The organism is Cellulosimicrobium sp. 72-3 (assembly GCF_013127315.1).
In the GTDB taxonomy this organism is placed as follows: domain Bacteria; phylum Actinomycetota; class Actinomycetes; order Actinomycetales; family Cellulomonadaceae; genus Cellulosimicrobium; species Cellulosimicrobium funkei.
Genome location: NZ_CP053419.1, coordinates 1415669 through 1429078 on the forward strand (window position 1 = coordinate 1415669; position 13410 = coordinate 1429078).

At 71.4% G+C, this 13410-nt stretch carries 9 protein-coding genes; 8 read left to right on the forward strand and 1 reads right to left on the reverse strand.

What is annotated here, in order from left to right:
• The first annotated feature begins 68 nt into the window (after positions 1–68).
• The 6 genes from HKK73_RS06330 (at position 69) to HKK73_RS06355 (ending at position 8637) form a co-directional block, all read left to right on the forward strand.
• The gene (locus HKK73_RS06330; protein WP_137280212.1) at positions 69–947 is read left to right on the forward strand and encodes an ABC transporter ATP-binding protein; all 879 of its coding nucleotides are present in this window, start codon (positions 69–71) and stop codon (positions 945–947) included.
• A 17-nt stretch (positions 948–964) separates the two neighbouring features.
• On the forward strand, positions 965–2515 hold the full coding sequence (locus HKK73_RS06335) for a hypothetical protein (RefSeq protein WP_253705814.1): 1551 nt from the start codon (positions 965–967) through the stop codon (positions 2513–2515).
• A gap of 51 nt (positions 2516–2566) precedes the next feature.
• The gene (ychF, locus tag HKK73_RS06340) at positions 2567–3652 is read left to right on the forward strand and encodes a redox-regulated ATPase YchF (protein WP_034651448.1); all 1086 of its coding nucleotides are present in this window, start codon (positions 2567–2569) and stop codon (positions 3650–3652) included.
• A 326-nt stretch (positions 3653–3978) separates the two neighbouring features.
• Positions 3979–5835 (forward strand): ABC transporter family substrate-binding protein, encoded by a 1857-nt coding sequence (locus HKK73_RS06345; RefSeq protein ID WP_085388269.1) that lies wholly within the window; start codon positions 3979–3981, stop codon positions 5833–5835.
• A 238-nt stretch (positions 5836–6073) separates the two neighbouring features.
• Positions 6074–7603 carry an ABC transporter permease gene (locus HKK73_RS06350; RefSeq protein ID WP_021482266.1) on the forward strand — a complete coding sequence of 510 codons (1530 nt, stop codon included), beginning with the start codon at positions 6074–6076 and terminating at the stop codon, positions 7601–7603.
• Positions 7600–8637, forward strand: coding sequence for an ABC transporter permease (locus tag HKK73_RS06355; protein WP_085388268.1), 1038 nt, complete (start codon positions 7600–7602; stop codon positions 8635–8637). The genes HKK73_RS06350 and HKK73_RS06355 overlap by 4 nt, the downstream gene beginning before the upstream one ends.
• Before the next feature lie 65 nt (positions 8638–8702).
• Here the strand turns inward: HKK73_RS06355 and HKK73_RS06360 are convergent, their stop codons facing one another.
• Positions 8703–9281, reverse strand: coding sequence for a PH domain-containing protein (locus HKK73_RS06360; protein WP_081599989.1), 579 nt, complete (start codon positions 9279–9281; stop codon positions 8703–8705).
• A 65-nt stretch (positions 9282–9346) separates the two neighbouring features.
• Here HKK73_RS06360 and HKK73_RS06365 point away from each other — a divergent pair, with 65 nt between their 5' ends.
• Positions 9347–11179, forward strand: coding sequence for an ABC transporter ATP-binding protein (locus HKK73_RS06365; RefSeq protein WP_228485270.1), 1833 nt, complete (start codon positions 9347–9349; stop codon positions 11177–11179).
• A gap of 157 nt (positions 11180–11336) precedes the next feature.
• Positions 11337–13229 (forward strand): BCCT family transporter, encoded by a 1893-nt coding sequence (locus HKK73_RS06370; RefSeq protein WP_114552833.1) that lies wholly within the window; start codon positions 11337–11339, stop codon positions 13227–13229.
• Positions 13230–13410: the final 181 nt, after the last annotated feature.

The following is a 13410-nucleotide window of genomic DNA, read 5'->3' on the forward strand; positions in this document are numbered from 1 at the left end:
GGGCGTCGTCGCGCAGGTCGTGACAAAAGGCACCGCCCCGCGGCTGAGGGCTCGGCTACCTTGGCGCCATGGTCGATCCCCACCCCGCCCCACCTGTCGCGCCCGCCGGCGCGCCCGCCCCCGGCAGCGTGCCGGGCGCCGCGCCCGACCCCCGGCCCACGGCTCCGCCGGGACAGCCCGCGCCCCCGGACCCCACCGCCGCGCTGTCCCTGCGCGCCCTGTGGAAGCGCTTCGGGGAGAAGATCGCGGTCGCCGGCATCGACCTGGACGTGCCGGCGGGCTCGTTCTACGGGCTCGTGGGCCCCAACGGCGCGGGCAAGACGACGACGCTCTCCATGGCGACGGGCCTCCTGCGGCCCGACGCCGGCTCCGCGCACGTCCACGGGACGGACCTGTGGGCCGACCCGGTCGCGGGCAAGCGCCAGCTCGGCGTCCTGCCCGACGGCGTCCGCCTCTTCGACCGCCTCACCGGCGCCCAGCTCGTGACCTACGCGGGCCTGCTGCGCGGCATGGACCGCGACACGGTGGCGGAGCGCACCACGGAGCTGCTCGCGGCCCTCGACCTCGCGAAGGACGCCAACACGTTCGTCGTCGACTACTCCGCGGGCATGACGAAGAAGATCGCGCTCGCGACCGCGCTCATCCACGCGCCGCGCACGCTCGTGCTCGACGAGCCGTTCGAGGCCGTCGACCCGGTCTCCGCGGCCAACATCCGCGACATCCTCGCCGGCTACGTCGCCAGCGGCGGGACGGTCGTGGTGTCGTCGCACGTCATGGACCTCGTCCAGCGCATGTGCGACCACGTGGCGGTGGTCGCGGGCGGGCACGTCCTCGCGGCCGGCACCGTGGACGCGGTGCGCGGCGACCAGAGCCTCGAGGACCGGTTCGTCGAGCTCGTGGGCGGTCGGCAGAGCACGGAGGGCCTCGCGTGGTTGCGCAGTTCGTAAGGCTCAAGCTCACGCTCATGGGGAACTCGTTCCGCCGGAGCGTGTGGCAGACCATCGGCTTCGTCGTCGGGGTCCTCTACGGGCTGTTCGTCGTCGGGATGCTCGTCGTCGGGATGGTCGTCCTCGGCACCGAGGACGCCGCGCTCGCGGGCTCGATCACGATCCTCGCCGGGGCGCTCGCCGTCCTCGGGTGGTGGGTGATCCCGCTCTTCGCGTTCGGTGTGGACGCGACCCTCGACCCGCAGCGCTTCGTGCTGTTCGGCATCCCGCAGCGCCGGCTGCTCGCCGGCCTCGCCGTGGCGGGCGTCGTCTCGATCCCGGGCATCGTCACGGCCCTCGCGGCGCTCGGCGCGTCGTTCGCGTGGTGGCGCACGCCCCTCGCGGTCCTCGCCGCGCTCGTGGGCGCCGTCGTCGCGGTCGCGCTGTGCGTCGTCGGCTCGCGCGCGACGACGACGGCGCTCGCGCCCCTGCTCGAGTCGCGGCGCTACCGCGAGGTCGTGACGATCGCCGCGTTCGTGCCGCTCGTCCTCATCGGGCCCGCGTTCGCGTGGCTGGGGTCCCAGCTGGGCGGGGGCCCCGTCGACGGCGACGCGGTGCGCGGCATGGTGACGCGCCTCGCCGACGTCGCGGCCTGGACGCCGTTCGGCGCGCCGTGGGGCCTCGGCGCCGCGGTGCACGACGGCGCGTGGGGCCTCGCGCTCGCGCGGCTCGTCGTCGCGCTGGCGACCCTCGCGGTCGCGTGGGTCGTGTGGGACAAGGCGCTCGCGCGCGCCCTCGTCACGCCGCCCACCTCCGGCGGGGGCGGCCGCGCGAAGGGTCTCGGCTTCTTCTCGCGCTTCCCGGCGACGCCCACGGGCGCCGTCGCCGCACGCACGGCCACCTACTGGCTGCGCGACCCGCGCTACTCCGGGTCGATCGCGGTCGTGCCGCTCATCCCCGTCGTGCTGCTCGTCGTCGGCGGCGGCACCGGCTCGGAGATCTTCCTCGCGCTCGCGCCCTTCACGGCGTGGATCCTCGGGTTCTCCATCTCGGCGGACATCGCCTACGACCACACCGCGTTCGCGCTCCACGTGTCGTCGGGCGTCCCGGGACGGGCGGACCGCTGGGGCCGGGCGCTCCCCGTGCTCGTCGCCGGCGGCGCCGTGTCCTTGCTGTTCGCGGTGGTCTCCGTCGCGGTGGCCGGGCGCTGGGACGCGCTGCCCGCGCTGCTCGGCCTCACCGCGGGCGTGCTGCTCACCTCGACCGGCATCTCCAGCGCGACGTCGGCGCGCCTGCTCTACCCGGTGCCCAAGCCGGGCGACAGCCCGTTCAAGCAGCCGCAGGGCGCCGCGATGGCGACCCTCGTCGCCCAGACGGTCGCGATGCTCCTCGTCCTGGCGCTGTCCCTCCCGTTCCTCGTCCCGGGCGTCATCGCGATCGTCGCCGACCTGCCCGTGCTCGGGTGGGTCACCCTCGCGGTGGGCGTGGTCGTGGGTGCCGTGGTGCTCGTGCTCGGGGTGCGGTGGGGTGCCCGCACGTACGACCGCCGGGCACCCGAGCTGCTCCAGCGCGTGCTGTCGTACGCCTGACGCGCGGGCCGGGACCGCGCGCCGCGGTCCCGGCCCGTAGACTCGGCCGACGTGGCACTCACTATCGGCATCGTCGGCCTGCCCAACGTCGGCAAGTCCACCCTCTTCAACGCCCTGACGCGCAACCAGGTCCTCGCCGCGAACTACCCGTTCGCGACGATCGACCCGAACGTCGGCGTCGTGTCCCTCCCGGACCCGCGCCTCGACAAGCTCGCCGAGATCTTCGGCAGCCAGCGCGTCCTGCCCGCCACGGTGTCGTTCGTCGACATCGCGGGCATCGTCAAGGGCGCGAGCGAGGGGGAGGGGCTCGGCAACAAGTTCCTCGCGAACATCCGCGAGGCCGACGCCATCTGCCAGGTGACGCGCGCGTTCTCCGACCCCGACGTCGTCCGCGTCGAGGGCTCGACGGACGCCGAGGGCGACATCGAGACCATCAGCACCGAGCTGATCCTCGCCGACCTCCAGACGCTCGAGAAGACGGTCCCGCGCCTCGAGAAGGAGGTCCGGATCAAGAAGGGCGACGCCGCCCTCCTCGACGCGGCCCAGAAGGCCCAGGCGGTCCTCGAGGCCGGCACGACCCTCTTCCAGGGCGCGGCCGCCGCGGGTCTCGACCTCGCGGATGTCGCGAGCCTGCAGCTCCTCACGGCGAAGCCGTTCATCTACGTCTTCAACACCGACGACGCGGGCCTCGCCGACGAGGACCTCCAGGCGCGCCTGCGCGCGCTCGTCGCGCCCGCCCAGGCGATCTTCCTCGACGCCAAGTTCGAGTCCGAGCTCGTCGAGCTCGAGCCCGACGAGGCGAAGGAGATGCTCGCGGAGTCGGGCCAGACCGAGGCCGGCCTCGACCAGCTCGCGCGCGTCGGCTTCGACACGCTCGGTCTGCAGACGTACCTCACCGCCGGGCCCAAGGAGGCCCGCGCGTGGACCATCCGCAAGGGGTGGACGGCGCCCCAGGCGGCCGGGGTCATCCACACCGACTTCGAGCGCGGCTTCATCAAGGCGGAGGTCGTCTCGTTCGAGGACCTCGTCGAGACCGGCTCCGTCGCTGCGGCGCGTGCCGCGGGCAAGGCGCGCGTCGAGGGCAAGGACTACGTCATGGCCGACGGCGACGTGGTGGAGTTCCGCTTCAACGTCTGAGACGCAGGTCACAGCCCTGGGCGCCCGCCGCATCGTGAGACGCGGCGGGCGCCCGTGCGTCCGGGCCCGGACGTTTCGCGCGTGTTTCCCCGCCGTCGCGGCCCGGAAACGCGCCCGTACCGGCCAGTATCAACTCGGTAACGATCACCTGCCGCAACCGGGCAAGGGGGAGATCCTTCGCAACTTGCTAGGTAGCGTGGCCTCAAACCGTGGTGGGCATGCCCGTCCACGCGCGCCGACCCCCGGGCGAGCGCGCGAGCGACGGGGCGGCCGAGGGGCGATCGACGCCCGCTCGTCCGCGCCCACCATCCCTTGGAGGAGGAACATTGAAGATCAGGCGCACGAGTGCCGCCCTGGCCGTGACGGTCACGGGGGCGCTGCTGTTCTCGGCGTGCAGCGGCACGTCGGGTGAGGGCGAGACCGACGGCGGCGACGACGCGGGCATCAACACCGCGACCGCCGTCACCGTCGCGTGGGAGGCTCCGCTCAACGAGCTCAACCTGAGCTCCCAGAACGGCAACGCGACGCAGAACGCCGTCATCAACTACATGCTCAACTCGGGCTTCAGCTACTACGACGCCGACCTGAACATCGTCAAGGACGAGTCGTTCGGCACGTACGAGAAGCTCTCGGACGACCCGCTGACGGTGAAGTACACGTTCGGTGACGACACCAAGTGGTCGGACGGCACGCCGGTCGACGCGACGGAGATCCTGCTGGACTGGGCCGGTCAGTCCGGCAAGTTCAACACGGTCGAGGCCCAGACGGACGAAGAGGGCAACGTCACGAACCAGGCCGAGGTGGACGCCGGTGTCTACTTCGACGGCTCGGACCCGGGCGTCGCGCTCATCTCGCAGAACCCCGAGATCTCGGACGACAACAAGTCGATCACCGTCGTGTACGACAAGCCGTTCGGTGACTGGGAGCTCAGCTGGACGAACGAGTTCGTCCCGGCGCACGTCGTGGGCCAGAAGGCGCTCGAGATCGAGGACCCGGAGGAGGCCAAGGCCGCCGTCCGCGACGCGATCCTCAACAACGACACCGCGGCGCTGGCGAAGATCTCGAAGTTCTGGAACGAGGGCTTCGAGTTCACCTCGCTGCCGGACGACCCGTCGCTCTACGTCTCCAACGGCGCCTACACGCTGGAGGAGTACAAGGAGAACCAGTACCTCACGCTCAAGGCGAACCCGGACTTCAAGGGCAAGAACAAGGGCTCGGTCGAGACGATCACGGTCCGGTACATCGACGACCCGATGGCCCAGGTCCAGGCGCTCGAGAACGGTGAGGTCGACCTGATCGGCCCGCAGGCCTCCGCGGACGTCCGCACGGCGCTCGAGGGCCTCGACGGCGTCGAGACCCACTCGGGCATCGAGGGCACGTACGAGCACGTCGACCTGGTCTTCCAGAACGGTGGTCCGTTCGACGCCAACACCTACGGTGGCGACGCCGAGAAGGCCAAGGCCGTGCGCCAGGCGTTCCTGCTGACGATCCCGCGCCAGACGATCGTCGACAACCTCATCAAGCCGCTGAACCCGGACGCCGAGGTGCGCAACTCGAACATCCTGCTCCCGGGGTCGCCGAACTACGACCAGATGGTCGCCGAGAACGGCTCCGACTTCTACCCGCCGGCGGGTGACATCGAGAAGGCGAAGCAGCTGCTCGCCGACGCCGGCGTCGCCACCCCGGTCAAGGTGCGCTTCGCGTACAACAACGAGAACACGCGTCGCGTGAACGAGCTCGCGCTCATCACCGACACCGCGGCGCAGGCCGGCTTCGAGATCGTCGACACGGGCCGCCCGGCCGCCGAGTGGGGCACGCTCCTCGCCACCGGCCAGGACCAGTACGACGCGTCGCTCTTCGGCTGGCAGTCGACCTCGACCGCGGTCACCGAGTCGGACGCGAACTTCCGCTGGGCGCCGAACCCGGGCGTCAACAACTACGGCAAGTACGACAACCCCGCCGTGGACGCCGCGCTCGACAAGCTCCAGGTCTCGACGGACCCGGAGGAGCAGTTCCAGCTCCAGCTCGAGGTCGAGAAGAACCTCTGGGCCGACGGCTTCGGCGTGACGATCTTCCAGTTCCCCGCCATCCAGGGCTGGGACGAGAACCTGAAGGGCGTCGAGTCGATCACGATCAGCCCGACGATCTTCCACGGGTTCTGGAACTGGACGTTCGAGGGCTGAGTGCCCTGAGTCCGTGACGCGCCCTGCCGCCGCCCCGTGCGGCGGCAGGGTCGTCCAGGTGTGAGACCGGGGGTCCCGGCGGCTTTCCGCCCGGGGCCCCCGGTCCTCGCGTGCACCCGCCCCGACGCCCAGACCCGCGGCGTCCCGGGCCCTCGGTTCACGACCACGCGAGACCCGCGCGTAGAATCGACCGGCCCCTGACCCGGGGTCCCTACCGACCAGCGAGGTAAGACCTCCGATGTTCTCCTTCATCTCGCGGCGTGTGCTGGCAGGGTTGGCGACCCTCCTCGTGTCCACGTTCGCGATGTACCTGCTCGTCGACGCCGCGATCCGGCCGTACATCTTCGCGGATCTCGAGTCGAGCACGAAGCCCAACAAGGCCCAGCTGATCGCCCAGCGCACCGCCGACCTCGATCTCGACACCCCGTCGGTGATCCGCTACTTCAAGTGGCTCGGCGACTTCGTGACCGGTGACCTCGGCACGGCCTGGCAGAGTGGCCAGTCCGTCTCGACCCTGCTCCAGGGCGCGGTCATCTCGACGATCCAGCTCGTCGCCGCCGCGACCGTCCTTGCCGTGGTCTTCGGCGTCATGGTCGGCATCGTCAGCGCGCTGCGGCAGTACAGCACCTTCGACTACCTGACGATCTTCGTCTCGTTCGTGCTCTACTCGCTCCCGGCCTTCTGGGTCGCCGTCCTGCTCAAGCAGTGGGGCGCGATCGGCTTCAACGACTTCCTCCGCGACCCGAACCTCTCGATCCTCGTGATCGTGGGCATCGGCGCGATCTCCGGCCTGCTGTGGTCCCTCGCCTTCGGCGGGACCGCGCGGCGGCGGCTCACGGTCTTCGGCCTGGGCTTCGCGGCGAGCGCGCTCGCGCTGCTCTACCTGCAGCTCTCCGGCTGGTGGGAGAAGCCGAACCTCGGGCCGGTCATCATCGTCGTCACGGGCGCCGCGCTGGCCTTCGCCATCACCGCGCTCGTCTCGGGCCTGAAGAACCGCCGCGCCCTGTACGCGTCGCTCACCACGGTCCTGATCGGGGTCGTCGTCTACTTCCCGATCCAGTCGGTCCTCAAGCAGGTCGACAACTGGTGGATCGTGCTGGTGCTCGCCGTGGTCACCGTCGGCGTCGGCATCGGGGTCGGGTACGCGTGGGGCGGTCCCGACAAGGGCGTGTCCGCGCGTGCTGCGGCCATCACCGCGTTCCTCGTCGGGTCCATGGTCTTCGTCGACAAGGTGATGTCGGTCTGGCCCGCGTACTTCGGCGCACCGGCGATCAACGGCCGGCCCATCCCGACGATCGGCAACAGCACGCCGAACCTCGGCGGCAACTTCTGGGTGCAGGTCCTCGACCAGTACACCCACCTGCTGCTCCCGACGATCGCGCTCGTGCTCATCCAGTTCGCCGGGTACACCCGCTACTCGCGCGCGAGCATGCTCGAGGTGATGAGCCAGGATTACATCCGCACGGCGCGGGCGAAGGGTCTGCCGGAGCGGACCGTCGTCATGCGCCACGGGTTCCGCAACACGCTGATCCCGCTCGCGACGATCGTCCCGATCGACGTCATCACGCTCCTGGGCGGCGCGATCATCACCGAGAAGGTGTTCGCCCGGCCCGGCATGGGCCTGCTCTTCCTCAACGCGCTGCAACGCGGCGAGATCGACCCCGTCATGGCGTACCTCGTCATCGTCGCGGCCCTCGCCATCATCGCCAACATCGTGGCTGACCTCATCTACGCAGCCCTCGACCCGCGGATCCGGGTGAACGCATGACCAACACACCGAACGACGCGTCGCAGAGCGGCGCGGTCGAGAACCAGATCGAGCTGCGCGAGGTCGAGGGCCTGTCCCAGGGCCAGATCGTCCGCCGTCGCTTCTTCCACCACAAGGGCGCCGTGGTCGCGCTCGTCGTGCTGATCGGCATCGTCGCGCTCGCGATCACCTCGATCGGCATCGGCGGCTGGCAGGGCTGGTACGCCTACAAGCCCTCCGGGCAGGGGTCCACGTACCCCCTGGTCAACGGCGGTGCACCGTCCGAGGCGCACATCTTCGGCCAGGACGAGGCAGGTCGTGACGTGTTCGCCCGCGTCATGCAGGGCACCCAGACCTCGTTGCTCGTCGTGCTCTCCGTCGGCGTCATCGCGACGATCGCGGGCGTCCTCGTCGGGGCGCTCTCCGGGTACTACCGCGGTCGTACCGACTCGTGGCTGATGCGGTTCACGGACCTCATCATCACGATGCCGGTCATCGTCATCGGTGCGGTGCTGGCCCTGCTCTCGGGCGGCAGCAACGCGCTCATCCTCGGGGCGTTCCTCGGGCTCGTGCTGTGGCCGCCGCTCGCGCGCCTCGTGCGCGGCGAGTTCCTCTCGCTGCGCGAGCGCGAGTTCGTCGACGCCGCCCGGGTCGCGGGCGCGAGCGACCGGCGGATCATCTTCAAGCACATGCTGCCGAACGCGGTCGGCGTGATCATCGTCAACGTCACGCTGCTCATGAGCTCGGCGATCCTGCTGGAGACCGCGCTGAGCTACCTCGGCGTCGGCATCCAGGCGCCGGCGACCTCGCTCGGCAAGCTCATCAGCGACTACCAGGAGGCGTTCGCGACGCGTCCGTGGCTGTTCTGGTGGCCGGGTCTGTTCATCGTCGCCATCGCGCTGTGCGTCAACTTCATCGGTGACGGCCTGCGCGACGCGTTCGACCCCCGTCAGAAGCGCATCCCCTCGGAGCGCAAGATGGCCCGTGCGAAGCGCGTCGCCCGCCCGACGGCCGCCACGGCGCCGAGCGCGACCGGCGAGGCCGGGGCCAGCTGATGACCGCCGTCGTCGCCGCCCGCCCGGGAGGTCGTGGACCTCTCGGGCGGCGCGGCGCGCCGCGGTCAGGCGGTGAGCGCCACGACCGTCCCCACCGCGAGCGCGCCCAGCACGGCGAGCTGCACGACGTGCCACGTCGTGCGGGCGCCGGGGGCGCCCTGGACCGCCCGGTCGAGGTGGCCGGCCGCCGTGAGCATCGCGTGGCGCTGCGTCACGGCGTCGGCCACGGCCTCGGCGCTCGCGCCGGTGACCACCTGCTCCTGGCCGACGGCGCGCCGTCGCGAGCTGCGCAGCCAGCGGGCCGTGCCGCTCGAGCGGGGCGCGGACCACGCGGTCACGCGTCCGCCGGCGTAGCGCACCTCGAGCGAGTAGCGGGTGTCGACGCCCTCGTACGCCGTCCACGGCACGTGCACGGTGCGCGTGACGTTGCGGACCTCGACCCCGCCGTCGGACACCTCGACGGCGGGACGCCAGAACAGCATCCAGACGAGGTACGTCACGAGCGCGGCGGGCACCAGTGCGCCGACGACCGCGCCGACGTCCCCCGTCAGGGCCGTGCTCACGCCCAGGGCGACGGCGACGACGCCCGTCGCCACCGTGAGAACTCGGCCGTACGTCGAACGGAAGACCAGCGTGGGACCCATGCGCCCATGCTCGCAGAGTCGCGGCGCCACGAGCGCCGGCTCCAGCAGGAAGGACACTGATCAGCGTGGCCATCGAGACGTCTCCCGCGGCCCCGGCCGCGCGCCAGGGCAGCCCCGTGCTGACCGTGCGCAACCTCGGCGTGGACTTCTACGTCGACAAGGCCTGGTACCCCGCGGCCGCGGACGTGAGCTACGACCTCCACTCCGGTGAGGTCCTCGCGATCGTCGGCGAGTCCGGCTCGGGCAAGTCCCAGTCGTCGCTCGCGCTGCTGGGCCTGCTCCCGCCGAACGGCCGCGCCAGCGGCTCGGCCAAGCTCGGCGACCGCGAGCTCATCGGCATGTCGCACGGCTCGCTGCGGCACGTCCGCGGCAAGGAGATCTCCATGATCTTCCAGGAGCCGATGACGGCGCTGAACCCCGTCTACACGGTGGGCTTCCAGATCGTCGAGACCATCCGGACGCACTTCAACGTCGGTCCCGCGGACGCGAAGAAGCGCGCGATCGAGCTCCTGCGGCTCGTCGAGATCCCCGAGCCCGAGCGCCGGTTCGACGCGTACCCGCACCAGCTCTCCGGCGGTCAGCGCCAGCGCGCGATGATCGCGCAGGCCCTCGCGTGCGACCCGAAGCTCCTCGTCGCCGACGAGCCCACCACGGCGCTCGACGTCACGGTCCAGGCGGAGATCCTCAAGCTCCTGCGCGACCTGCGCTACCGCGTCGACGCGGCGATCATCCTCATCACGCACGACATGGGCGTGGTCGCCGACATGGCGGACTCGATCATGGTCATGAAGGACGGCCAGGTCGTCGAGCGCGGCACGTCGGCCGAGATCTTCGGCAACCCGCAGCACCCGTACACGGTGCGCCTCCTCGAGGCCGTGCCGCACCTCGGCTCCAAGCGCGGCACGACGACCGCCACGGACCGCGTGCCCGCGGGCGCCCCGGTCCCGGAGCGGCCGCTCGTGCTCGACGCGCAGGACATGGTCATCGAGTACCCGGGCCGCGGCCGGCAGGCGGCGTTCCGGGCGGTCGACGAGGTCTCGCTCCAGATCCACCAGGGCGAGGTCGTCGGCCTGGTCGGCGAGTCCGGCTCCGGCAAGACGACGATCGGCCGCGCGGCCGTGGGTCTGCTGCCCGTCACGGGCGGCTCGCTGAAGATCGTCGGGACGGACATGGTGGGCGCCCGGCCCAAGGACCTCAGGCCGCTGCGCACCGAGGTCGGCATCGTGTTCCAGGACCCGGGGTCGTCGCTCAACCCGCGCCTGCCCATCGGCGAGTCGATCGGTGAGCCGCTCATGCTGCACAAGGGCGTCAAGGGCAAGGAGCTCAGTCGTGAGGTCGAGCGCCTGCTCGACCAGGTCGAGCTTCCCCGGGCGATGCGCAACCGCTACCCGCACGAGCTCTCGGGCGGTCAGCGCCAGCGCGTCGGCATCGCGCGGGCGCTCTCGCTCGAGCCGAAGCTGCTCGTCGCGGACGAGCCGACGTCGGCCCTCGACGTGTCGGTCCAGGCGAGGGTCCTCGACCTGTTCACCGACCTGCAGCGCGAGCACGGGTTCGCGTGCCTGTTCATCTCGCACGACCTCGCGGTCGTGGAGCTGCTGTCCGACCGCATCGCCGTGATGCACAAGGGCAAGCTCGTCGAGGTGGGCGACACGTCGCAGATCGTGCACGAGCCGAAGCACGCGTACACGCAGCGCCTGCTCGCCGCCGTCCCCGTCCCGGACCCGGCCGCGCAGCGCGAGCGCCGTGCCGCGCGCGACGCCCTCCTCGAGGCCGCCGCCCGCGACATCGCGAACGACGAGGTGTCCTCGCTGGCGGACGAGGAGCGCGCGCTCGCAGCGGCGCGCGAGGACGTGGACCACGAGCGCAGCGCCCCGCCCACCGCGGGCGCCGGCTTCTGACCGCACGCTCCACGGCTCGCTGAGCCGTCACGACGCCCCGGGGGCGGCCGCGCACGCGGCCGCCCCCGGGGCGTTCCCGCTGCCAGGACCGGCGCTGCCGCTGCCGCGGCGGGCGTTCCGGTTGCCGGGGCCCGCGCGTCCGACAAGCCTTGAGACCATGAACGCCCCGCACCACGAGACGCCCCGCGAGCCAGCACGTGACGAGGAGGCCGCGCCGGCGCCCGACGGGGGAGGGGCCGACGCGCCCCGCGACGAGGGCGCCGCGACGACCGGCGCCGCGACGACCGACGCCGCGACGGCCGATGCCGTGGCGACGGACGCCGTCGGGCCGGGCACCGGCTCCGCGCCGGTCGTGTCCTCGCACGATCCCGACGCCCCGCGGACGGGTCGGCCGGACCCGCGCGTCTTCTACCCGGCGGCGGGCATCATCCTGGTCTTCGTCCTGCTCACGGTGCTGTTCACGGACACCGTCACGTCCGTCATGGAGACCCTGCAGTCGGACGTGATCGGCGCCTTCGGGTGGTACTACGTCATCGTCGTCGCCGGCTTCGTGGTCTTCTCGCTGTGGATGGGTCTGAGCCGGTTCGGCGACATCGTGCTCGGCAAGGACGAGGAGACCCCGCTCTTCCGCCTGCCCGTGTGGTTCGCGATGCTGTTCGCCACCGGGATGGGTATCGGCCTCGTCTACTGGGGCGTCGCCGAGCCGCTCTCGCACTACGTGAACCCGAAGCCCGGCGTCGAGGGGAGCGACGCGTCGCTCGCGCAGGCCGCGATGGGGCAGAGCTACCTGCACTGGGGCATCCACGCGTGGGCGATCTACGTCGTCGCGGGCCTCGCGCTCGCGTACGCGATCCACCGCAAGGGCCGCCCCGTCTCGATCCGCTGGGCCCTCGAGCCGTTGTTCGGCGACCGCGTGAAGGGGCGCCTCGGCGACGTCATCGACGTCGTCGCGATCATCGGGACCGTCTTCGGCGTCGCGACGTCGCTCGGTTTCGGGGTCCTCCAGATCGCGGCCGGACTCGGGTACCTCGACGTCGTCGAACCGAGCACCGCGCTCGAGATCGGGCTCATCGCCGCGATCACGGCCCTCGCCACGCTCTCCGTCGTCTCGGGCCTGGGCAAGGGCATCAAGTGGCTGTCGAACGGCAACATGGTCCTCGCCGGCGTCGTGCTGGCGCTCGTGCTGGTTCTCGGCCCGACGCTGTTCCTCCTGCGCGAGTGGGTCCAGTCGCTCGGCTACTACCTGCAGAACGTCGTGCGCCTCACGTTCGACACCACCGCCTTCCAGGGCCAGGCCGGCCTCGAGTGGCAGTCGCAGTGGACGATCTTCTACTGGGGCTGGTGGATCTCCTGGGCCCCCTTCGTCGGGGTGTTCATCGCCCGGATCTCGCGCGGTCGCACGGTCCGCGAGTTCGTCCTCGGCACCCTCCTCGTCCCGACGATCGTCACGACGCTCTGGTTCTCCGTGTTCGGCGGGTCGGCGCTGTACCGCGAGCTCATGGAGCCCGGCAGCATGCTCGTCGACGGCGAGGTCGACACGGACACCGCGCTCTTCCAGCTGTTCGACGGCCTGCCTCTCGGGAACGTCCTCGCCGTGGTGGGGATCGTGCTCATCGTCGTCTTCTTCGTGACGTCGTCGGACTCCGGCTCGCTCGTCGTCGACATGCTCGCGAGCGGGGGTAACCCGAACCCGCCCACCTGGAGCCGCATCTTCTGGGCGGGTACTTCCGGCCTGCTGGCCATCGCGCTCCTGCTCGCGGGCGGTCTCCAGGCGCTGCAGACGGCGGCGATCCTCATCGCGCTGCCGTTCTCCGTGGTGATGATCGGGATGGCGGTGTCCACGGTGCGTGCGCTCCGGGTCGAGCACGCCGCGATCCTGCGCGCCGAGCGGCGCGCGGCGCGCGCCGCCCTCACCGAGCACGTGACGACGCGCGTCTCGGAGTCGATCTCCGAGCAGTGGGAGGAGCTCTACCCCGACCGCCCGGACCGGTGGCGCGCGCTCGTGCGTCGGCCGCGGCGCAAGACGCCCTCCGGAGGAGGCACCTCCTGAGGAGGCACCTCCGAACGGTGCACGACGGCGGGCATGGTGTCCCGAGCGCGGACCCGGTAGGATAGCCGGGCCCGGGTGACGGCCCGTGCTCCGTGATGCTGCGGCGGGCCGAGCCCGCCGTCGTGCGCGCTGAGGTGGCCGGCCGTCGTCGCCCCTCGTACCCCACGAAATGAGAACCGTA